Annotated in this window: 20 protein-coding genes; 12 read left to right on the forward strand and 8 right to left on the reverse strand. The window is 49.9% G+C overall.

Features of this window, described 5'->3' with window-relative positions; translation table 11 throughout:
• Window positions 1–167 precede the first annotated feature (167 nt).
• The 3 genes from AACT35_RS11180 to AACT35_RS11190 all read left to right on the forward strand — a co-directional run bounded on the left by AACT35_RS11180 (window position 168) and on the right by AACT35_RS11190 (window position 2,492).
• A complete protein-coding gene (locus AACT35_RS11180; RefSeq protein WP_012308397.1) occupies window positions 168–1,130 on the forward strand; it encodes an orange carotenoid protein N-terminal domain-containing protein in 963 nt (320 codons plus the stop codon).
• 111 nt (window positions 1,131–1,241) lie between these two features.
• Window positions 1,242–1,955, forward strand: a complete 714-nt coding sequence (locus AACT35_RS11185; RefSeq protein ID WP_099240074.1) for a fatty acid desaturase — start codon at window positions 1,242–1,244, stop codon at window positions 1,953–1,955.
• Window positions 1,956–2,156: 201 nt separating this feature from the next.
• Window positions 2,157–2,492 (forward strand): hypothetical protein, encoded by a 336-nt coding sequence (locus AACT35_RS11190; protein WP_083993550.1) that lies wholly within the window; start codon window positions 2,157–2,159, stop codon window positions 2,490–2,492.
• Here AACT35_RS11190 and AACT35_RS11195 read toward each other — a convergent pair.
• The 3 genes from AACT35_RS11195 to AACT35_RS11205 form a co-directional block, all read right to left on the reverse strand.
• Window positions 2,484–3,437 (reverse strand): ribonuclease Z, encoded by a 954-nt coding sequence (locus tag AACT35_RS11195; RefSeq protein WP_099240076.1) that lies wholly within the window; start codon window positions 3,435–3,437, stop codon window positions 2,484–2,486. The genes AACT35_RS11190 and AACT35_RS11195 overlap by 9 nt on opposite strands.
• Window positions 3,438–3,766: 329 nt before the next feature.
• Window positions 3,767–4,966 (reverse strand): argininosuccinate synthase, encoded by a 1,200-nt coding sequence (locus tag AACT35_RS11200; protein WP_030007671.1) that lies wholly within the window; start codon window positions 4,964–4,966, stop codon window positions 3,767–3,769.
• A gap of 211 nt (window positions 4,967–5,177) precedes the next feature.
• The gene (locus AACT35_RS11205) at window positions 5,178–5,579 is read right to left on the reverse strand and encodes an endonuclease domain-containing protein (RefSeq protein ID WP_099240078.1); all 402 of its coding nucleotides are present in this window, start codon (window positions 5,577–5,579) and stop codon (window positions 5,178–5,180) included.
• 311 nt (window positions 5,580–5,890) lie between these two features.
• On the opposite strand from AACT35_RS11205, the gene AACT35_RS11210 reads away from it, so the two are divergent.
• Complete coding sequence (locus tag AACT35_RS11210; protein WP_305790999.1) at window positions 5,891–6,598, forward strand: type IV pilin-like G/H family protein; 708 nt, start codon at window positions 5,891–5,893, stop codon at window positions 6,596–6,598.
• Between the two features lie 186 nt (window positions 6,599–6,784).
• On the opposite strand, the gene AACT35_RS11215 is transcribed toward AACT35_RS11210, so the two are convergent.
• Entirely contained in the window at window positions 6,785–6,958 is a 174-nt protein-coding gene (locus AACT35_RS11215; RefSeq protein WP_099240080.1) for a type II toxin-antitoxin system YhaV family toxin, read from the reverse strand.
• Between the two features lie 173 nt (window positions 6,959–7,131).
• Here AACT35_RS11215 and AACT35_RS11220 point away from each other — a divergent pair, with 173 nt between their 5' ends.
• Window positions 7,132–7,368 (forward strand): hypothetical protein, encoded by a 237-nt coding sequence (locus AACT35_RS11220; protein WP_099240082.1) that lies wholly within the window; start codon window positions 7,132–7,134, stop codon window positions 7,366–7,368.
• Complete coding sequence (locus tag AACT35_RS11225) at window positions 7,365–7,784, forward strand: type II toxin-antitoxin system VapC family toxin (RefSeq protein ID WP_099240084.1); 420 nt, start codon at window positions 7,365–7,367, stop codon at window positions 7,782–7,784. The genes AACT35_RS11220 and AACT35_RS11225 overlap by 4 nt, the downstream gene beginning before the upstream one ends.
• A gap of 97 nt (window positions 7,785–7,881) precedes the next feature.
• On the opposite strand, the gene AACT35_RS11230 is transcribed toward AACT35_RS11225, so the two are convergent.
• Window positions 7,882–9,168, reverse strand: a complete 1,287-nt coding sequence (locus AACT35_RS11230; RefSeq protein ID WP_099240087.1) for a proton extrusion protein PcxA — start codon at window positions 9,166–9,168, stop codon at window positions 7,882–7,884.
• Between the two features lie 292 nt (window positions 9,169–9,460).
• Here AACT35_RS11230 and AACT35_RS11235 point away from each other — a divergent pair, with 292 nt between their 5' ends.
• The 3 genes from AACT35_RS11235 to AACT35_RS11245 all read left to right on the forward strand — a co-directional run bounded on the left by AACT35_RS11235 (window position 9,461) and on the right by AACT35_RS11245 (window position 15,231).
• The gene (locus AACT35_RS11235) at window positions 9,461–11,542 is read left to right on the forward strand and encodes a hypothetical protein (RefSeq protein WP_099240089.1); all 2,082 of its coding nucleotides are present in this window, start codon (window positions 9,461–9,463) and stop codon (window positions 11,540–11,542) included.
• A 365-nt stretch (window positions 11,543–11,907) separates the two neighbouring features.
• Window positions 11,908–13,683 carry a biosynthetic-type acetolactate synthase large subunit gene (ilvB, locus tag AACT35_RS11240; RefSeq protein WP_012308384.1) on the forward strand — a complete coding sequence of 592 codons (1,776 nt, stop codon included), beginning with the start codon at window positions 11,908–11,910 and terminating at the stop codon, window positions 13,681–13,683.
• A 114-nt stretch (window positions 13,684–13,797) separates the two neighbouring features.
• Window positions 13,798–15,231 carry an FAD-binding domain-containing protein gene (locus tag AACT35_RS11245; RefSeq protein WP_099240091.1) on the forward strand — a complete coding sequence of 478 codons (1,434 nt, stop codon included), beginning with the start codon at window positions 13,798–13,800 and terminating at the stop codon, window positions 15,229–15,231.
• Here the strand turns inward: AACT35_RS11245 and AACT35_RS11250 are convergent.
• A complete protein-coding gene (locus AACT35_RS11250; protein WP_099240121.1) occupies window positions 15,228–16,010 on the reverse strand; it encodes a photosystem II S4 domain protein in 783 nt (260 codons plus the stop codon). The two genes, AACT35_RS11245 and AACT35_RS11250, sit on opposite strands and share 4 nt — an antisense overlap.
• A 185-nt stretch (window positions 16,011–16,195) precedes the next feature.
• Here AACT35_RS11250 and ftsY point away from each other — a divergent pair, with 185 nt between their 5' ends.
• Window positions 16,196–17,674 (forward strand): signal recognition particle-docking protein FtsY, encoded by a 1,479-nt coding sequence (gene ftsY / locus AACT35_RS11255; RefSeq protein WP_099240123.1) that lies wholly within the window; start codon window positions 16,196–16,198, stop codon window positions 17,672–17,674.
• A 124-nt stretch (window positions 17,675–17,798) separates the two neighbouring features.
• On the opposite strand, the gene AACT35_RS11260 is transcribed toward ftsY, so the two are convergent.
• On the reverse strand, window positions 17,799–18,143 hold the full coding sequence (locus tag AACT35_RS11260) for a hypothetical protein (protein ID WP_099240093.1): 345 nt from the start codon (window positions 18,141–18,143) through the stop codon (window positions 17,799–17,801).
• A gap of 40 nt (window positions 18,144–18,183) precedes the next feature.
• Here AACT35_RS11260 and AACT35_RS11265 point away from each other — a divergent pair, with 40 nt between their 5' ends.
• Entirely contained in the window at window positions 18,184–19,101 is a 918-nt protein-coding gene (locus tag AACT35_RS11265; RefSeq protein ID WP_099240095.1) for a histone deacetylase family protein, read from the forward strand.
• Here AACT35_RS11265 and AACT35_RS11270 read toward each other — a convergent pair.
• Window positions 19,095–20,234 (reverse strand): anhydro-N-acetylmuramic acid kinase, encoded by a 1,140-nt coding sequence (locus AACT35_RS11270; protein WP_099240125.1) that lies wholly within the window; start codon window positions 20,232–20,234, stop codon window positions 19,095–19,097. The two genes, AACT35_RS11265 and AACT35_RS11270, sit on opposite strands and share 7 nt — an antisense overlap.
• A gap of 140 nt (window positions 20,235–20,374) precedes the next feature.
• Between AACT35_RS11270 and AACT35_RS11275 the strand changes: the two genes are divergently transcribed.
• On the forward strand, window positions 20,375–22,126 hold the full coding sequence (locus AACT35_RS11275; RefSeq protein WP_030007658.1) for an ABC transporter ATP-binding protein: 1,752 nt from the start codon (window positions 20,375–20,377) through the stop codon (window positions 22,124–22,126).
• Window positions 22,127–22,283: the final 157 nt, after the last annotated feature.

Genomic DNA, 22,283 nt, shown 5'->3' on the forward strand with positions numbered 1-22,283 from the left:
TGTCGATAAGATCCCAAAGGCTTGCCTTGTCTAAGTTTCCCACTCTGGCTAATCAAAAGTAATGCCATTGCCAACATATTCTTATCCAAGATGTAAACAATTGTTAAGTTTTTGTGTGTTAACCTTGACTCAAGGACAAAAACTAAACTTTCACGGAGCACATTTGTATGCCTTATACTCTCGATGCAGCAAGAAACATCTTCCCCAGTACATTAACTGCGGATGTTGTGCCGGCTACCAGCGCTCGGTTTAGTCAGCTGAGTGCAGAGGATCAACTGGCATTAATCTGGTTCGCTTACCTGGAAATGGGTAAGTCAATCACTATTGCTGCTCCTGGTGCGGCAAATATGCAGTTTGCAGAATCTACCCTTTTGCAAATCAAGCAGCTCTCTTTTAAGGATCAAGCCCAGGTAATGTGCGACCTGGCGAACCGTATCGATACGCCCATCAACCGCACCTATGCGACTTGGTCTGTAAATATTAAGCTCGGTTTCTGGTACCGCCTCGGCGAATGGATGGAAGAAGGCAGTGTTGCACCTATTCCTGCTGGCTACAAGCTGTCTGCCAATGCTTCTGCGGTTTTAGATACGATCCGTAGCCTTGAACCCGGCCAACAAATTACGGTTTTGAGAAATGCCGTTGTGGATATGGGTTTTGACCCAGCCAAGATGGAAGGTTATCAGCGTGTTTCTGAGCCGGTTGTCGTGCCGACGGAAATTGCCCAGCGGGAAAAAATCGAAATTGAAGGTGTCGATAACCCCACAATTAACCAGTACATGACCAACCTCAATGCCAATGATTTTCCGGCATTGATCAGCCTCTTTGCAGAAGATGGTGCTCTCCAGCCGCCGTTCCAGCGTCCGATTGTCGGCAAAGATGCAGTGTTACGCTTCTTTCAAGAGGAATGTCAAAATCTGAAGCTCAACCCGAAGAAAGGGGTTGTAGAACCCACTGATGATGGTTACACCCAAATTAAAGTCACTGGTACCTGTGAAACGCCCTGGTTTGGTGCGGCGGTAGGCATGAATGTGGCTTGGCGCTTCCTCCTCAATCCGGAAGGGAAAATCTTCTTTGTGGCCGTTGATTTGCTCGCGTCTGCGAAAGAACTGCTCAACCTTGTGCGCAAGTAGTGAATGCTTGGATGAATTGCCCTAATTCTCAATAAATTCATCCCTGGTAACGTCCCAATTGGGGCGTTTTTTTGTCAGTATGGCGTGGTTAGAGGTGATATTTTGAAATTGATGCGGCAAAAAGAGGGTCTGGGACTACTGTGGGCGATCGCCATTTTCTCGGCTTGGCTGGGAAGTGCTGTGTATTGGTTGAGTCATCCGCTAATGGGGCTGTCCTGGCCTGGGATTGTTGCGGGAATTTTTGTGAGAACTTTTTTCCACACAGGTTTATTTATCCTGGCCCACGACGCCATGCACGGTAATTTATTGCCGAGTTCCCCCCGTTGGAACCATCGCCTGGGCCGTTGGGGGGTCAGTTTGTACGCTTGCTTGTCCTACAAAGACTGTATTCGCAACCATGCTAAGCACCATCGCCACCCTGCCCAACCCGGAGACCCGGACTTTCATAATGGGCGGCACCGCCATCCGCTGCTGTGGTACTGGCATTTTATGGGGAAATATTTAGCGTGGCGGCAATTCTGGGGATTTGTGCTAATTTTCGGGGCGATCGCCTTACCGTTAAATATGCTGGGTGATGTGCCCTACGAAAATTTTTTTGTGTTTTGCCTGCTACCGATTTTTCTCAGTTCTTGGCAACTGTTTTTCTTTGGGACTTATTTGCCCCACCGCGATCACCCCTCTCTCCCTAAACGCATCAGGAAACAGTCAATTGGGTGGCGAATTTGGTCATTTTTAAGCTGCTACCACTTCGGCACATTTCACGAAGAACACCATCGTCATCCCCATAAACCTTGGTTTCAGCTACCGGATCACGGTGTTTCTTAACAAAATTGTAATAAAAACCTTAAATTCCTGTGAGCACGTCGCTTGAGCGGTATTAGTGTTTCGGCGATCGCCGCCAAATTGCGGAATTATGAGAATTTAGACTGCGCTTTTGATACATAACTTATTATAATCAAGCCCATTAGTTTGAACTTACTAAAGTCAAAACGATACTTATTTTAAAATTCACTTTTTTACTCACCCATGCTAACGATGCCCACTGCGAATACTCAATGGTCACTGCAAGAAAAAACAATCGCCAAAGAAGCGTTTGAATTATCCTACCGCCGAGAAATTGCCGCAGTGATGGCCGAAGCAAAACGCCAGGCAACCCTCGCCGCAGACCCCGCTGATCTCTGGCAGCTCAATGATTTTTTGAGTGCCCGGCGGCATTATCTAGATGGCAAATACGATTTCAGCCCCGAAAGCCTCGTCTTTACCTTCGCTCAACTCATCAAAGAAGGTTGGTTGGAACTGCAAGAATTAGACGGTTTAGCAGCCGATAAACTCTCAAAAATCCGCATCCTCACCCTAATGTAAGCTCTGGACTAGGGCCTTGCGACGCGGAATCGCATAGTTTAAAAAGTCCTTCGCCATGATCGTATTGGGAAAAATCGCCCGGGCCTCAGCCAAAAGATCATCTAACGTCAGCTCATTTCCCGGCATATAACGGGGACTGAAGTGGGTCATGATCAGTTGCTTCACCTGGGCCAAAAGGGCCACCTGGGCGGCCATCGTCGAGGTGGAATGGAGGCGATCAAAGGCCATCTCTGCATCCTTGTGGGCGAAAGTTGCCTCGTGAATTAAGACATCGGCATCCTGGGCTAACTCCACCGCTGCATCACAAAAAACAGTGTCGGTACAATAGACCATTTTTCGGCCAATTTCCGGTTGACCACAGAGGTCTGAGCCGTTGATTTTGCGGCCATCGTCGAGGGTAACGACTTTCCCTTTTTTGAGGTCGCCATAAATGGGGCCAGGGGGAATCCCCAATTTTTGCGCTTTAGCGAGGTTAAATCTGCCGGGACGATCCTTTTCAGTCACCCGATACCCAAAGGCTGTGACCCGGTGTTTGAGCGGTAAACAGGTCACTTGAAATTCTTTATCTTCGAAGACTAAGCCGGGTTTGACTAAATGTACCCGCAGGCGATCGCCAATGCGCATATAGGAATACTTTTCACAGGCCCGCAGATATTCTTCTAAACCAGGGGGGCCATAGATTTCTAAGGGATGTCCCGTTCCAGCGAGGCCCATGCTGGCGATCAGACCCATTAGCCCAAAAATATGATCGCCGTGCATATGGGTAATAAAAATGCGGCTAATTTGGGACGAACGGAGATCACTACGGAGAAGTTGATGCTGGGTTCCTTCGCCACAATCAAAGAGCCAAGCCTCGGCCCGCTGCGGTAATCGCAACGCCACACTTGATACATTGCGTGCCCGGGTCGGCACACCAGAACTGGTTCCTAAAAATGTGATTTCCATTCAGGCGATCGCCCATAATCTACATCCTATCCATCATAAATCTTCCCCAGAAGCAAAGCCCCCCCAAAAAATCCTCCCTTGAGGGAGGTGGCCGCTAGGCTGGAGGGTGATATCCCTGTAGGGGAATTTCAGTAGGCTACTGGCTAACCCACCCGTTCGGCTGAGCGTTCGACTGAGCTCACGCCGAAGTCTCACGTCGAAGCCTAGCCCCTCCCAGGAGGGGATAATTGGCTGATGTTTCGGAAAAGCTCCCCCCTAAATCCTCCCTTGAGGGAGGTGCCGCAGGCGGAGGGTGCCACTCCCCTTGAGGGGAGCTAGGGGGGTGTCAATTACTTATTCGCCTGGGCCCAAACACGGGTGGGCAGACCCCAAATATAAATAAAGCCCTCCGCTGACTCATGATTAAACTTGTCATCGGCCCCGTAGGTTGCCAGATCCGGCGTGTAAATTGATTTCTCAGAACGACGACCGACAATCCGCGCTGTTCCTTTGTGGAGTTTGAGGCGTACCACACCCGTAACCCGTTCCTGAGTTTGCTCGATAAACGCATCCACCGCTTGCTTCAGGGGCGAGAACCACAGACCCCGATAAATCAACTCGGAATAAGTCTGCTCCATGCCGCGCTTATATTGGGTCACATCGGCGGTGAGGGTTAAACTTTCCAAATCGCGGTGGGCATCTACCAGGACACACATCGCCGGAGATTCATAAATTTCGCGGGATTTAATCCCCACAACGCGGTTTTCGATCATGTCGATCCGGCCAATGCCATGGTTCCCGACGATCTCATTTAACTTAGAAATCAGAGCCACCGGGCCAAGGGCTTCGCCATTCACCGTCACTGGGACGCCTTTTTCAAAGCCAATCTCTAAATATTCCGGTTCATCGGGGGTGTCAGAAATAGCTTTCACCATTTCAAAAACCTCTTCGGGGGGTTCGCACATCGGGTCTTCGAGGGGGCCAGCCTCAATACTGCGACCGAGCAGGTTTTTATCAATACTAAACGGCGAAGATTTTTTCACGGGAAATGTCAGCCCATATTGTTCACCATAGGTAATCGCTTCTTCCCGGCTCATGCCCCATTCCCGCGCTGGGGCGAGCACTTTGATTTCTGGGTTTTGCGCCAAAATCCCCAGGTCGAAACGTACTTGGTCATTCCCTTTCGCAGTACAACCGTGGGCAACGGCATCAGCCCCATATTTTTCGGCGGCCCGGACGAGCATTTTTGCAATGAGGGGACGCGCTAAAGCGGTGGCGAGGGGATAGCGATTTTCGTAGAGGGCATTGGCTTTAATCGCTGGGAAAGCGTAATCGGTAATAAATTCTTCGCGGCCATCTTCAACGAGGGAAACTACAGCCCCAGAATTTAAGGCTTTTTGTTTAATTGGGCCTAGCTCCTCACCTTGTCCTAAATCTGCGGCAAGGGTAATTACTTCCTTGACACCCCATTCGTGCATGAGATAGGGAATACAAACGGATGTATCGACACCGCCGGAATAGGCGAGGACAACTTTTTCTGCGCGACCCATAGTTCAAATACCGTATATAGATGAATCAAGGCAGATTATAGCTTGACATTGCCCTGGAAAAAGCTTGAAAAAACCGGACTTTTGCTGCTATCACAAAATGCTGACACCTCCCCCGCTAATTATCCCCTCCTGGGAGGGGTTGGGGTGGGTTGACAGTAACCTGCTAAGACACCCTCCGGCCTGACGGCCACCTCCCTCAAGGGACACCCCTCTAACTCCCCTGCGAGGGGAGAACTTTTTTTTGGGGATGGGTGAGGAGCCAGGTTTTGATGGTTTCGGCGATCGCCTCTGGGTGATTTTGGGCATCGTATTCGCTGAAACGGAGAAAAGAAACGCCTAGAGCTTCGAGTTTGGCTTGGCGATAAGCATCTCGTTCTTGGGCAGCGAGGCTGTCGTGGCTACTGCCATCAATTTCGATGGCGAGCATCCAGTCTTTGCAATAAAAGTCAACGATAAATTGGTCGATGGGGCGTTGGCGCAGAAAGCTGACACCAAGGATTTGTTTTTTGCGGAGGTGTTGCCAGAGGATTATTTCGCCTTTGGTCATAGTTTTGCGGAGTTGGCGGGCGCGTCTGACGAGATGTTTGTTGTAGGGCAGAATTTTACGGCGCATGGGAAGGATGGTTTTTCTTTTAATCTTACGTTCTACTTTTTTTTGGGATAGCCCTCTAGGGATACCACCCTCCGGTCTTCGACCACCTCCCTCAAGGGAGGATTTTTAGAACTTTCCGGAACACCGGCCAACTGTTCCCCTCTTGAGAGGGGTTGGGGTGGGTTAACCAGTAACCTATTGAGAACACCTCTCTAACTCCCCTGGGAACCCCCCCTCTGCCTGACGGCATCTCCCCCCGAAGGGGAGATCTATTTTTTTTGGGGGGGTGATAGGAAAAGAAAGTGGGTGGGTAATTTAGGGTTAACGGATACATGATTCCGGTTGAGGCCGGGATAAGGAGATGCCCCCAAATGAAAAATTTCACTTTTAAGCTTCTGCAACAACTCAACAAGAAGAAAGCTGACAAAGGTTTTACCCTGATCGAACTGCTCGTTGTAATCATCATCATCGGTATTCTGTCTGCCATCGCTCTGCCTTCTTTCTTGAATCAGGCGAACAAAGCGCGTCAATCTGAAGCAAAACAGTCTCTCGGTGCGATCAACCGTGGTCAGCAAGGTTATTATCTTGAAAGACAACTTTTTTCTAACAACATTAATGGTCTAGGTTTAGGTGTTCAAATCGATACAGAAAACTACTCCTATGGCTCTGCGAACGACGATAATAGTTCAGGAAGCGGTAGTGAAGGTTTAACAACTGGTGAAGCACCAGATACTGTAAATGGCTTCCCTGGATACGACAAATTTACTGTCACGTTTGGAGTTTCAGGTAACCAACAAGCTGTACGAGACTACTTCGGTGCTGTTTATGTTATTCCCGCTACTGCTCAAGAGGAAGCGACTACCGCAGCAGTTCTTTGTGAAGAAGCACAACTTTTAAACGGTACAGCAACTCAGTTAGTAAGCTTCTCCAATACCGCACTTAATGGCATTACTGATCCTAACACTGTAGTTAACTGTGCGGCTGATGGTAGTGGCAATGATGTTGTTATTGGTACCAATTCCCAAAATGTTGGTCAATAATTTCCACTCGATCCCAACTCTTGTTTGAATTCATTGTTAATGACGCGGTTGCTACAGCCGCGTTTTTTATTGCCTTTTTTTCAGCTTCTTCACATAACAAAGACAAAAAGATTTAAAAGATTCTTTGAGAGTGCTTTCAAATTATCAGAAATATCAAACACGTCATAAAAAATTTATGTTTTAAACTCACTGGTTTAGCTCCGCCACAGTTCGCGGAAAAACCCCATGCCGCACTAGCTTTTCAAAAACCCCATAACAATCCTGCTTATCGCCCGCCTTCCTCGGAAAACCTAACCACAAAATAATAATCGTCCGTTGTTCCGCAAAGACCCGAAAAAACAAACGATAACGGGATGGCAGATTCCGGAGATTAACATCCCTCTAGGGCCACCCCTCTAGCTCCCCTCCAGGGGAGAATGACACCCTCCGGCCTAGCGGCCACCTCCCTCCAGGGGAGAATGACACCCTCCGGCCTAGCGGCCACCTCCCTCCAGGGAGGATAGAATTGAGCTGAGTGACATAAGGATTTGAGAATGCAGATTAAAGGGATTAAACGGGGTCAACAAATTGAATTATTAGAAGTATTAGACGTTCCAGATGGGGCACTAGTTTGTCTGGAAATTGTGTCTGAGCGATCATCGCCTACGCTCTGGTGGCAAGCCTTAAGTGAAATGCGAACAGAGATTGAGGCAACGGGGGAAGGATTAGTTGATGATTTATTTTTGACTGATTTGCGTGATCATCAACCGGGGCGCGATGTCGAGTTATGACCTCAAAATTTCTTCTGGATACAAATATTCTCTCAGAGCCACTCCAATTAGTACCTAACCCTAGAGTTTTACTTTTCTTGGAAAAACATCAATATGAAGTCGCAACAGCCTCTATTGTCATCCATGAACTGGTGTTTGGTTATCAAAGATTACCTGCATCGAAGAAGCGTGAACGAATTGCGCGATATGTAAAGAATATTTTGAATGGTGGGCTTAAGATTTTTGATTACAATAAAGAGGCTGCTGTTTGGCATGGTCAGGCGCGAGCCTATCTAATGGCACAGAGAAAAACACCGTCTTGGGCTGATAGTCAAATTGCGGCGATCGCCATTGTAAATGGTTTGACTTTAGTGACACGGAATACAAAAGACTTTCAATATTTTGAAGATTTGGAATTGGTTAACTGGTTTGGCTAACATTCATTGGTGCTCTCTCTCAAGGGATACTCCTCTAGCTCCCCTCCAGGAGCATCACCCTCCGGTCTTCGACCACCTCCCTCAAGGGAGGATTTTTTTATTCATTCATGTTGCGGTACGTGGCGACGGCAGAAGGCGAAATACGATTGAGATAACGGAAAATCCAATACTTTAAGACCGTATCCAGAATTACAGGGAAGGTTGCAATAAAAAGAAAATTAAAATCTCGGCTCTCCGCAATACCAAAATGTTTTGCTACATTTTCGAGGATAATTTCCCAGCCGTGGGGGGAGTGATAACCCACAAAAATATCCGTAAACAAAATAATAAGAAATGCCTTTGCCGAGTCACTAAGGCCATAGACAATTTCATCTAAAAAGCCCTTTAACATCGCAATTTCGCGCTTACTGATTAACAAAATCCCCACAAAAGCAAAGAAGCTAAAAATGTCCGAAAAAATGTTTTCGTAGGCGTTGTAACTTTCGGCGCGATAATCCTGGGCAATTTCCGTCGCTTTTTCTTGGATTTTTTCGGTGATTTCTGCTTCTGTGAGAGCTGGCGCTAACCCTACCAACTGCCGCATTTCTAAAGTTGCTCGGTAATGCTCTAATTCCTCAAAAGCTTCATTTTCAAGATCGGAATTTACAAACAATGCCGGGCTTGCCTCTGTGAAAAAATGCTCCTCTACGAAAGGCGTAATCGCAATTTTCGCCAACTGATGCACCAACAAGGGAACAATCACGAGGGTGAGAAGAAACCGAATCGAAATAGCAGTTTTGTTGCGCGATCGCCGAAATTTTGTGACGACTTCTGCTTCTGCTTCGTTGGACTTGGGATCGATCTCCCGCTGGATTCGGGAGAATGTCCGCATAATGGAGCGGGGCACGAGACCAGTTTTGTCCGATACCGTCTCGATCTTGGGTTTGTCATCGGGGCGATCGCCATTGGTTTGGGCAGTCTCGTCATTGAGGGGAACAAGGGCGACGGATTGTTTCGACAGACCACGGCCATAGCGTCCGGTGATTTCGTCAATAAAGCGTAGTTTCTCGATAATCAGGGTCGGCTTGTCGGCGGCATCGGGGTAGTAGATATTGCTCGCTTTTTTTTGGATTGTTTCCTCGGAGACAGGCACGACAGTATTAAAGGAGCGAAATTCCCGCAGGCGCACCTCGATAATTTTGAGTTGTTTGCGCACCTCCCCTTGGAAATAGCGGATCACACTGTCGCTGTAGTCGGCATTGCGGCCAGAAACGGGTTTGCCACCAAAGTGTTCGAGTTCAATGGCCTGGATATTGAGGGCGGCACGGTAGGCTTGCTCCAGGGCACGGTCTGGGGTGTCGTAAAACCAGCGGCGGGCTTTTTTGATGAAAGTGCTTAGATTCATTGGGTTTAGATTTGCTTGTATGGCCTGGGCAGACACCCACAAACTATTTTTGGGATTCCTTAATAAGGGCCACCTCTCTAACTTTCCTGAAGGGGCCACCCCTCTAACTCCCCTTAATGGAGAGAAGTTCATCGGTCTTGCCAGCATACCCGCTAACTGTCCCCCTCTTGAGAGGGGTTAGGGGAGTGACACCCTCCGGCCTGACGGCCACCTCCCTCAAGGGAGGATTTTTTTGTGTGTTTTATGTTAGGTCAATATTGTAAAAGAATTGTTAGGCACAAACGGGGGTCTGATGGGGGCAATTTGGTTACGGGGTCAGTCGCGCTCTGGGAAAACGACGGCATTGGTGGCGCGGCTAAAAGCTTGGGTAGCAGGGCAGGATCCCCAGGCGGTATTGGTGCCGGGATTATTGGTCTTGGCGGCAAATAATCAAAATCAGCGGCTGCTGGCGGACTTGATTCACCAAGAAATTCGCGGCAGCTATCCTTTTGTGAGTAAAACCCCAGTGGCGTTCATGGCCGATGAGGTAGAGCTATTTTTCCCATTAATCTGTGAACAGTTGGCGATCGCCCCCCCATTTCCCCTGCGGTTGCGGCCAGAGATGGAACAAAAGTTAGCGCGGGAACTGTGGGCCGACACCCTGGCTACCTGGGAATTACTGCCCAATGAGCGGTTTCAGAATCGCTTGGTGCGACGGCTATTGGATATTTTGCTGCTGGCGGGGGCGGCGGGCATTGCCCTAGAAGAGATTCCCCAACGGCTGATAGCTGGGCAATTATCCCTACTGACAGGCACGGTGGCCATTGGTGCAGAGACAAACCTCCAAGAATTTACAGAAACAGCAGGAAAACTGATCCAACAGTGGCGGGATTGGTGCTTAGGACGAGGTTTTCTCACCTATGGCATTATTTACAATCTCTACGGGCAATATTTACTCAAAAATGAACAATACCAAGCGTCCCTAGGGCAACGGTTTGGGGCAATTTTCGCCGATGATGGCCAAGATTATCCGGCGATCGCCAAGGATTTAGCGGACATTTTATTAGATCAAGGTTGCACTGGGGTCTTTACAGAAAATCCCGTTGGGAGAATTCGCCTCGGTTTGAGCGGTGATCCTGATTATTGGAGCCAATTGGCGCAACGGTGCAAGGTGGTTCACCTAGAACGACCAGCGGGCCTGGGGGCGACCCTCACAGCGCAAATTCAAAAGACCGTGACCCAACCCCAGTTTGGGGGACAACTACCCGCCACTATCCAATCCATTCAAACCATTTCTCGCGCCCAACTGCTGACACGGGTCAGTGAGCAGATTCAATTTTTAGTGAAAGATCAAGGAGTTGCGCCAGCGGACATTGCGATTATTGCGCCCGGCCTCGATGAAGTCGCCCGTTATACCTTGATGGAGAGCCTCGCCGCCGCCGAAATTCCCCTAGAACCCCTGCGGGAACAGCGGCCCATTGCAAGTTCTCCCTGGGGGCGATCGCTGCTGACTTTGTTGGCGTTAATTTATCCCGGTAGTGGACGGCTAATCCAGAGCCAAGCTGTGGCGGAAATGCTCATGATGCTGTCCCAGACCGCCAGCGAAAAGCCATTAATCGATCCCGTGCGGGCTGGTTTGTTGGTGGACTATTGTTTCCAGCCCGACCCGGAGCGGCCCCAACTGCTCCCAGCAACGACGATGCCCAGGGGCGATCGCCTTGGTTATCAAACCACCCAAGCCTACGAAGCCATCCGCCAGTGGATCGAGCAAACCCAAGCAACCCATCAAATTACGCCCCAGGGCATTTTGCAGACCCTGAACCAGGCAATCCAAACCTTTTATCTCCAAAAACTCGCCCCCAGCTACGGCCAACTGGCAACCCTGCGGGAACTCAGCGAGACCGCCCAGCACTTTTGGCAATGTGGCGATCGCATAGGGAGTCAAGACACAACGACAGCCCAGCTCGCTGACCTGCTGCAACTAATCCAAGCAGAAACCATTACCGCCAATCCGCGCCCCCAGTACAACTTTAACCACCAACCCTCAAATTCCATTACCCTCGCCACCATCTTTCAATACCGCTCCGCCCGTCGCCATCACCCCTATCAGTTTTGGCTGGATGCGGGATCACGTCTCTGGGAAAAAGGCGGTGCCGCAACTTTGTTTGGCTACGGTGTGTTTCAACGCAATTGGCAAGGAGAACCCTGGTCTCTGGCGCTCGAACAACAAGGCGATCGCCAACGGCTCCAGGATATTATCCAAGACCTCCTGGCCCGCGCTGATACCCAAATTTATCTGTGCCACAGTGATTTTGGCACCAATGGCAGTGAACAGCTTGGCCCCCTCTATCCCCTCATCCAAGCCACCCAAGAATGTCCTTCAATCCTCCCTTGAAGAAGATAGACGTTAGGCCGGAAAAGACCCACGAAAGATCCTCCCTTGAGGGAGGTGGCCGCCAGGCCGGAGGGTTCCATTCTCCCCTATGAGGGGAGCTAGAGGGGTGTCATTCATGATTGTTCGCTGACATCCATGTAACAAACCCTTTACAGGGGATTGCTTCTCAAAAATAAGCTGATCTAAGTTAAAAGCAGCCTATGATACAGTATCTCGACAGTCTGCATGAATTCTTTTAAAATGTAGGCTTCAATACAACAAAACGCCAAAATAATCTATCCCCCTATCGGAAAAAATTATAGGGAAGCAGAGATCTTATTTCTGGTGTATTCTTCGTCCTTTAAGTTATTCCTTAGGTAACTCCCGTGGTTTCAACAACTTCCCCCGCAGCAACTGAGACTGCTGTCCGTTCAGAGGTTCGTTCCGGTGCATATATTTTGATCGATAGCCTCAAGCGCCATGGTGTCGAATACATTTTTGGCTATCCCGGTGGTGCGATCCTGCCCATCTACGATGCCCTACACCCAGTGGAAGAACGGGGAGAAATTAAGCACATCCTTGTGCGCCACGAACAGGGAGCTTCCCATGCCGCCGATGGCTATGCCCGCGCAACTGGCAAAGTGGGAGTTTGTTTTGGTACCTCTGGCCCTGGGGCAACAAACCTCGTCACAGGGATTGCTACAGCCCATATGGACTCAATTCCCATGGTAGTGATTACAGGCCAAGTTACCCGCGCGGCCATTGGGACAGATGCCTTCCAGGAGACAGATATTTTTGGCATTACCCTACCCGTAGTGAAACATTCCTATGTGGTACGGGATCCGAAAGATATGGCCCGGATCGTTGCCGAAGCCTTTTACATTGCAAGCACAGGTCGGCCTGGCCCTGTATTAGTGGATGTCCCCAAGGATGTCGGTCTGGAACTGTGTGAATATATTCCCGTTGAACCCGGTGATGTGGATATCCCTGGTTACAAACCTCGCACCGAAGGAGATACCTCCAAAATTGGGGAAGCGGTACGTCTGATCTCTGAATCCCGCAAGCCATTACTTTACGTCGGGGGCGGTGCCATTACCTCTGGTGCCCACGCAGAAATTAAAGAATTAGCTGAACAGTTCCAAATTCCAGTGACTACAACCCTGATGGGCTTGGGCGCTTTTGATGAGCATAATCCCCTTTCCGTGGGGATGTTGGGGATGCATGGTTCTGCCTATGCTAATTTCGCCGTGAGTGAATGTGATCTTTTGATTGCGGTGGGTGCCCGTTTCGATGACCGGGTGACGGGGAAATTAGATGAGTTTGCCTCGGAAGCGAAGGTGATTCACATCGATATCGATCCCGCTGAGGTGGGTAAAAATCGTTTACCGGAAGTCGCCATTGTTGGTGATGTGCGCCATGTGTTGATCGAGATGTTGCAGCAGTTAGGCGGCAAGGGTTTGCCCCTCGGTAATAAGCCCACGGAAGAATGGCTCAATAAAATTCAAGGTTGGAAAGAAAAACATCCTTTGGTCGCGCCTCGCTTTGCGGATTCGATCTCGCCCCAGTCGGTGATTGTGGAGTTAGACCGCCAGGCTCCCCATGCCTACTACACGACGGATGTGGGTCAACACCAGATGTGGGCGGCTCAGTTCCTGAAGAATGGCCCCCGCCGCTGGATTTCTAGTGCGGGCCTGGGCACTATGGGCTTTGGTCTCCCGGCGGCCCTAGGAGCAAAGGTGGCGATCGCCGACGAAGAGGTGATTTGTATTAGTGGGGATGCAAGCTTTCAGATGTGTTTGCAAGAGTTGGCGACCCTGGCCCAATACCAAATTAAAGTAAAGACAGTCATTCTGAACAACGGCTGGCAGGGGATGGTGCGCCAGTGGCAGCAAAACTTCTACGGTCAGCGCTATTCTTCCTCCAATATGGAAGCGGGGATGCCGAACTTTGAGCTACTCGCCCAGGCCTTTGGGGTGAAGGGGATGGTGGTGGATCATCCGGATGATCTGTCGGGGGCGATCGCCGAAATGTTGGCCCACGACGGCCCTGTGTTGTTGGACGTGCGGGTGAAAAAGGACGAAAACTGTTATCCGATGGTCATCCCCGGCAAGAGCAATGCCCACATGATGGGTTTACAAGAGTCCTCTGGAAAGGCTGAATAATTTTTTCCCAGTGAAATAATAAAGAGATAAATGCCAGGAGTCGGGCTTTGCCTTGCTCCTTTTTTGTGGCTCGATTAGGATATAAGCCGCAGCGAATGGGGCAATTTTTTAAGGATGGCTGAACTGGTTTTACATTGGCATCGGCGAGATTTGCGGCTACAGGATAATGTCGCCTTGGCAGAAGCACGGCAGCAGTCGGCCAAGGTGGTCGGCATTTTCTGCCTCGATCCGGCCATTTTAGAAAAAGAAGATGTGGCTCCAGCGCGGGTGAAGTATTTGTTAGCTTGCTTGGCAGAATTAGCAGAAAATTACCAAAAAGCGGGCAGTCAACTGCTGATTTTCCAGGGGAATCCTTTAGAAGTCTTGCCCAAAGTTGCAGAATCTCTCAAAGTCCATACGGTCTACTGGAATCTAGACGTGGAACCCTATGCCCAACAGCGAGATCACCAGATGGCGATCGCCTTGCGTGAGGTAGGAGCTAAGGTAGAAACCTTTTGGGATCAGCTCCTCCATGCCCCAGGGAAAGTCTTCACCCAGTCGAAAAAGCCCTACAGCGTGTATTCGCCGTTCTGGAAAAACTGGTCACAAAAGCCCAAAGCCGCCCCCGTTACGGCCCTCAAAGATTGCCAAGGACTGAGTGATGCAGAACAGAAATCAGCGAAAGACCTAGGGGCGATCGCCTTACCGAGTTTGGCTGATCTGGGTTTCAGTTGGGACAAACCATTTACTGTGCCCGTGGGAGAAGCGGCCAGCCTGGAGCAATTAGATAGATTTACCGAGAATTTGATTGAAAAATACGATGGCGATCGCAACTTCCCGGCGATCGATGGCACCTCCCGCCTCAGTGCCGCGTTGAAATTTGGGGCGATCGGCATTCGGACGGTCTGGCAAGCCACAGAAACGGCCCTAAAACATTGCCGCAGTAAAGAAGCAGAAGCTGGCGTCACCACCTGGCAGCAGGAATTAGCCTGGCGAGAATTTTATCAACACTGTCTCTTTTTCTTTCCGGAGCTTGCCCAGGGGCCATACCGGGAAGAGTTCAAAGATTTTCCCTGGGAAAATGACGAGCAGAAATTTCAAGCTTGGTGCGCAGGTGAAACGGGCTATCCGATTATTGATGCGGCGATGCGCCAACTCAACGAAACGGGCTGGATGCACAACCGCTGTCGGATGATTGTTGCTAGTTTTCTCACCAAGGATTTGATTATCGATTGGCGTTGGGGCGAGAAATATTTTATGCAAACCCTCGTTGATGGTGATCTTGCGGCCAATAATGGCGGTTGGCAGTGGAGTGCTTCTAGCGGCATGGATCCTAAACCCCTGCGAATTTTTAACCCTTATACCCAAGCTCAAAAATTTGACCCCGAAGCAGACTACATTCGCCACTGGTTGCCAGAGCTCAGCAGTTTGGATACCCAGGTTTTACTCACCGGCCAAATTCCCCGTTTACTCTGTCAGCAGCATGATTACCCAGAACCGATTGTGGAACACCGGGTACGCCAGCGGGAATTTAAGCGGCTCTACAAATTAGTCAAAGACAAGGCCTAAACAAAACGGGTGAGATTAATGCGATAACGTTCTTTTTTGGTCATGTTGATTTCGCCAACTTCGACGCGGCCTTTGCCCCTAAGGGAAATCAGATCGCCTGCTTTGACGTTGTAGCTGCTTTGGGTAATGGTTTTCCAGTTAACCCGCACATTCCCGCTGGCGATCGCCTCGGCCATTTTTGCCCGGGACATCCCTAAACCAGCCGAGCCAATGGCATCCAAACGGAGAGAGGCTTCAACGGTGGTGAGTTCTTTCTTTTTCGGGGGGCGTACTTTTAATTCTTCGAGGGGAATCGGCCGCGTTTTCACTGGTACGGAGCGCACCTGCACTAGGGATGTTTCTAAAAAGGGCACAAGTTCCGGAATGACCAAAGCCTGGGCACCGCGATCGCCTAAGACGAGAATGTCACCGACTTTGTCCCGCACGAGCCCAGTACCGAGGAGCGAACCCAGGAAATCCCGGTGGGTCGCCGTATCAAACAAAAAATTACCGGCAATGTCCAAGGCGGCAATTTCCACATGGCTGGCATCGAGGGGAATTTCTTCGCGGGCGATCGCCAACCGTTGCCGTTCTGCTTGGGGGTAGCCGCCTCCATGGACAACCTGGACTTCCGTGAGCTTGCCAAAAATTTCTAAGGCTTCGTAGAGCACCGGCGGCGAGAGAAAATCCGTCTGGACAATTTCCCAAGTGCGAATCGCCTGATCCGCTTGGTCGAGGATCCGACTGAGTTCTGCACGGTTTTCAACGCCCTTGAGCAAATCATCCTTCGGTAAATTCATAGGCTGGGAAAAGGCGATCGCCAAATAACAAAATAGAATTTCTAGTGGAAAAACACCATCGCTCGATCATACCAAACCACCCCGTCGCCAATGCCTAAACGGTCGGGAAACCCTCCGTTTACAAACCCCAATCAAGCCATAATAATGAAAACAGTTCATTTACTCTCCTAGGAATTTCTGTGGCTATCTTTGATTGGTTTCGGCGCAAGACAACTGACAAATCCCAAGACACCTCTGAACCAACCGTTACAGAAAAACAGGTGCCAGAATCCCCCACGGAGGAAGCTGCTGCCCCCGAACCTGAGACGCCATCAACCCCAGAAATTGACTACCTAAACTGGGCGAAATCCGCTTACAAAAATATCCAAGAAAAAAAGGGTATTGAAACAACTGAGGCTCCTCAACCGGAAGCCCCAGCAGAAGCAGTTTCCCCAGAACCAGACAGTGAACCAGCCGAGGTTGAAGCCGCCGCAACCGTCGCGCCCGTTGCCCCAGAACCAGAGCCGGAAGTAATTGCTGCCGAAGTAGAGAGTGCCCCAAATAGCGAGACAGTAGCGGAACCAGAACCGGAAACTACCCCAGCAACACCCGCTTGGATGCAAAAGTCCGACGGCCTCGAAAAGCTCAAGGAAACGGCGATCGATACGGAAGGACTAGAGTTTGACGAGAATTTCCTCTGGTCTGCCAAGGTGCTTGCGGATCAAGGCCGTGATGCCAGTGATATTTCCCTCGAAGAAATTGAATGGCTCAAAAAGCTCCGGGATGGTCTCGGTAAAACCCGCCGTAGCTTGGTCAATCAACTCAAGGCTGTGGTGGGTCAAGGGCCACTTAATGACGAAGCAGTCTTAGAAATTGAATCGCTCCTACTCCAGGCTGATGTGGGCATTGAGGCCACCGATTACATCATCGAAACCCTCCAGGAACGACTCCGCCAGGAAGCGCTGCCCCCCGAAGCGGCGATCGCCTATCTCAAAGAAATCCTCCGGGACATCCTCGACAAACCCCTGGCGAAACTACCCAGCACCGAATTTGCTCCCGAAGCCGACAAGCTCAATGTCTGGATGCTCACTGGCGTCAACGGTGCCGGTAAAACCACCACCATCGGTAAACTGGCCCACCTTGCCAACCAATCGGGTTATCGCTGCGTCATTGCTGCTGCTGATACCTTCCGGGCCGCTGCCGTCGAACAGGTAAAAGTCTGGGGCGAAAGAACTGACACTCCTGTAATCGCCAACCCCGGCAAAAATACTGATCCCGCAGCGGTAGTCTTTGATGGTATTACCGCCGCCCAAGCACGGCAGGCACAAATTTTGCTCGTGGATACGGCTGGCCGCTTACAGAATAAGAAAAACTTGATGGATGAACTGGCGAAAATCCGGCGGATTGTCGATAAAAAAGCTCCCGATGCCCAGGTGGAATCCCTCTTAGTCCTAGATGCAACCCTCGGCCAAAATGGTCTACGGCAAGCCCAAGTTTTCTCGGAAGCTGCAAAACTCAGTGGCGTTGTCCTGACAAAATTAGATGGTACGGCCCGGGGCGGTGTTGCTCTAGCGGTGAGCCAACAACTTGGTTTACCAATTCGCTTTATCGGCGCTGGGGAAGGAATTGAAGATCTCCGACCCTTCTCTAGTTATGAATTTGTTGAAGCGCTGCTGGATGGCTAGACTCCAGTAAAATCAAAAATCTTGAGAGGCGGCTATTTGCATTAAGCAACCGCCTTTTTTTGTGGCTTGTAGAATCCTTAGCTTTTGTCACAAAGGATTTAGGCAGATGAAAAATCCCAGTATGCTAAAGGTTAATTCGGCCAGTGCGCAGCAGTTGGTAACCGGAGGTCATGGAGGCAAGAGAAATAAAGAGTTGCCAGAGACTGACAGGGGTGAGAATCGCGCGTCCCCCTGCAAAGATCAAAAGAATTGAGGCCCCAATTAAAATCCAACCCAAGACACGGTTATCTTTTGGGAGGGTGAAGAGGGAAACGACGCCACCAGCCAGGGTCATGACGGCAAGATCGGCAGAAATACCACGCCAAAAAGAATAGCGATAGCCGCCGGTTGTGAAAAAGATATTTTTACCCAGAAAATAAATGCCTAAAAGAATCAAGCCAAGGCCGATCAATTTACCGAGAAATTTCATTGTTTTTTGTTCCTAGCAATGCTTTAGTGTAGCGAATACCATGATTCATCTGATTTATTCTGATCAATTTCTTGACCATGACACGGGGCGCTCCCACCCAGAAAGTCCGCGACGGTTAACGGCGATCGCCCAAGCCCTGAGAACAGTTTCCTGGGCGAACCAAATTCAGTGGCACGAACCCACGGCGATCGCCTCACGGAATCCGTTGCCCTGGGTGCGCCAATTGCATGACGACTACTATTTGAAAGAACTGCAAAAATTGGCAGAATCTGGCGGTGGCTATTGGGATCCGGATACTCCTGTTTCACCCCAAAGTTTTAATGTGGCGCTTTTGGCAGTGAATGCCTGTTTAGATGGGGTCGATTTAGCGCTTCAGACAAAGGAGTCTGTTTTTGCCTTGGTGCGGCCCCCTGGCCATCACGCCACCCGCAGCACTGGGATGGGATTTTGTCTGCTGGGAAATGTGGCGATCGCCGCCCACTATGCTTTGAGTTTAGCGGGGGTTAAAAAAGTGGCGATCCTCGATTGGGATGTCCACCATGGCAACGGCACAGAATATTTAGTCGAGGAAAATCCCCAGATTGTCTATTGTTCTCTCCATCAGGATCCGGCTTATCCGGGCACTGGCCAGGCTCACCATCACGGTCGCCACCAAAATATTTTAAATATTCCCCTCAAACCAGGCGCAGATAAAAGGATCTATACCCAAAAGTTCCAGGACGTGGTTTTACCTTACTTGCAAAAGTTTCAGCCGGATCTATTAATTGTCAGTGCGGGCTACGATGCCACTGCGAAAGATCCCTTAGCAGGAATGAATCTCCAACCCCAGGATTACAAAACTTTTAGCGAATTTTGCCAGCAGTTACCTTGTCCAATGATGTTTGCCCTAGAAGGGGGCTATCATCTCCAAACCCTGGCGGAATCAGTGGTCGCCACCCTCGAACCCTTTGTTCAGTAAGGACGATGAATTTCTCCCAGCAGAACCGGACATTGCGCCCCCGTCACCTTCGGCAGATTTCCCGGAAATTCCTGAACGCGCCAGTAGGCTAATACCGCAAAGGCGATCGCCTCTTTTGCATCATGGTTTAAGCCCAGGTCATCGGTGCTTCTGACGGGAATCTGATTTCCGAAGGCGGCCTGTAAGCGTTCTCTGAGATAACTGTTTCGACATCCACCCCCACAAAGGAAAATTTCATCGGGCAGTTGCGGTAAAAAGAGTTCATAGTTTCGCTGCACCGTTAAGGCTGTAAACTCCGTCAAACTCGCCAACCAATTCGCTTCTGAGAGTTGGAGATCCTGGGCATCACGCCAGCATTTTTCGAGGAAATCGACACCAAAATATTCCCGACCCGTGGACTTGGGCGGCAATTGCTCAATGAAAGGATCGGCTAGCCAGCGCTCTACCAAATCTAAATGGGGGGTCCCCTGGGATGCCCAAATGCCATCTTGATCGTAGGCTTGGGCACCGTTGGTTAACTTTTGAATTGCTAAATCTAACAGCACGTTACCGGGGCCAGTATCCCAACCGATCACGTAATTTTCCCAATCAGCCTGGTTTTTTGGCGGTAAATAGGTGACATTGCCGATGCCCCCCAGGTTTTGAATACAGCGGTGTTTTGTTGGGTCAGCTAGAAGGTAAGCATCAACCTTCGGCACAAGTGGTGCCCCCTGTCCCCCGGCGGCAAGATCGGCCCGACGAAAATTACTCACCGTTGGTAAGTTTGTTTGTTGGGCGATCGCCTCACCACGCCCCAGTTGCCAACTCAAACCCAAGTTGCCGTTGGGGGGACGGTGGAAAATAGTTTGTCCGTGGGAACCGATTAATTCTGCTTTATCGTAACGTTCCTGGAGTTGCCTCGCCGCAGTGGCAAAACTGTGGGCAATTTCGTCATCAAGGGCGGCGAATTCAAAGGCACTGAATTTTTCTCCGGCACAAACGGCGAGGATTTTTTCCCGGAGTGGGGGCGCGTAGGAATAGGTCGTAAAGCCGAGTAATTCAATTTCAATAGCGTCGGCTTCCCCCTGAATCTCCACCAGAGCCGCATCAATGCCATCTACCGAAGTGCCGCTCATTAAACCAATTACCCGCATAGATTCTTTTCCCCAAAAGGCGATCGCCACTTTATTATTACCCAACCTTTGAGATGCAGAAATTCTCCATTTCCATGAAGCGTTGGAATCGATCCGTCACAATAGAAGAATTGTCCATGTTTTAGAATCACACACCTGCTATGGCTGCTTCCTCTCGCTTGCGCCGACTTCTGGCCTACCTCAAACCCTATCAACGGGACATTTGGCTGGGGATTGGCGCCCTTATTCTCGTTAATGGCCTGGGCGTTTATCTGCCGATTATCCTCAGTAATACAGTAGATTCGCTCCAAACAGATGTCGGTCTAGGCAATTTAACCCGTGCTGTTTTGTTAATGTTGCTCCTCGCCTCAGTCATGTGGGGCATCCGGATGCTCTCCCGCGTGGCGATTTTCGGTGTGGGTCGGCAAGTGGAGTTTGATCTAAAGCAAAAAATTTTCCAACATCTCCTCACCCTAGAGCCCGCATATTTTGCCAGTCAATCCTCCGGAGATTTAATCAACCGGGCCACCAGTGATGTGGATAATGTGCGGCGTCTCCTGGGTTTTTCCGTGCTTAGTCTAGCCAATACGGTGTTCGCTTATGCGATGACTTTACCGGTAATGTTGTCGCTCCATGGCAAGCTTAGCGTGATGGCGATCGCCGTTTATCCAGCCATGTTACTCACGGTACAACTGTTTAGTGGTCGCTTGCGGGACGAACAAAAAGAAGTCCAAGAGGAGCTTTCAGAGCTCAGTCAATTGATCCAAGAAGACATGAGTGGCATTTCTTTGATCAAAATCTATGCCCAGGAAGCCAACGAACGCCAAGCCTTTGACAAGCAAAATCAAAAGTTATTACAAGCCAATCTTGGCCTCGCCCGGATTCGGAATCTCCTCTTTCCAATTATTGAAGGAATTTCCTATATCAGCCTATTGATCCTGCTGATCTTTGGGACGAGGGCTATTACCGCTGATGAACTGACGGTGGGGAACTTTATCGCCCTCATCTTATTGGTCGAACGATTGGTTGTACCCACAGCTTTATTGGGTTTTACGATTACGTCCTATCAACGGGGTGAGGTGAGTATTGATCGCATTGAAGCCATCCTCGACAATCAACCCCTCATCCAAGACCGCACCACTGCCCATCCCTTGGATCGTCACCAGGTCGAAGGCCAAATTATTGCCAAGCATCTTTCTTTCACTTACCCCGGTGACAATCGTCCAGCCCTAGATGATCTCAACTTCACCATTAACCCCGGTGAAATTATTGCCATTGTGGGGTCTATTGGGGCAGGGAAATCGACCCTAGCCAATGCTTTGCCGCGCTTGATTGATATTGAACCCGGTCAATTATTCCTCGATGGGCAAGATCTCACTGATATTCGTCTCCAAGATTTACGCCAGGCGATCGCCTATGTTCCCCAAGAGAGTTTTCTCTTCAGCAGCCAAATCCGCGACAACATCGCCTATGGTTTACCCGGTAGTGACCAACCCGAAATTGAATCTTCCGCTCAACAGGCCCAAATTCACCACGAAATTCTGAACTTCCCAAGGCAATACAACACCCTTGTCGGTGAACGCGGCATCACCCTTTCCGGTGGACAACGCCAGCGTAGCTCCCTGGCCCGCGCGTTCATGATTGATGCCCCTGTCCTCATCCTCGACGATGCCCTATCTAGCGTCGATAACAAAACGGCCACCGAAATTCTCGACTACCTCTCCCACTCCCCCCAAAACAAAACCGTCATCTTCATCACCCACCAGCTCTCCGCCGCCGCCAAAGGCGATCGCATTTTCGTCATGGATCACGGCAAAATCGTCCAAACCGGCATCCACGAAGACCTAATCAACCAAGACGGACTCTACAAACAACTCTGGGAGCAAAACCAACTCGCTGAAATCCTCACCTAATCGAGAGTGATAGAACAACGTAGGGATGTGGTTGTCAAATCCAGATTGAGGGGCTTAAGAACTTAAAATTCTAAATTTTTCCAGTCACCAAACCCCTTGCTCTGAGGGCATTCCAGGGATTTTTCATTCAAATAGCGAAAAAAGATTGAAAAAAGGT

The sequence above is a fragment of the Synechococcus sp. BDU 130192 genome (assembly GCF_963876085.1).
Taxonomy (GTDB): domain Bacteria; phylum Cyanobacteriota; class Cyanobacteriia; order Cyanobacteriales; family MRBY01; genus MRBY01.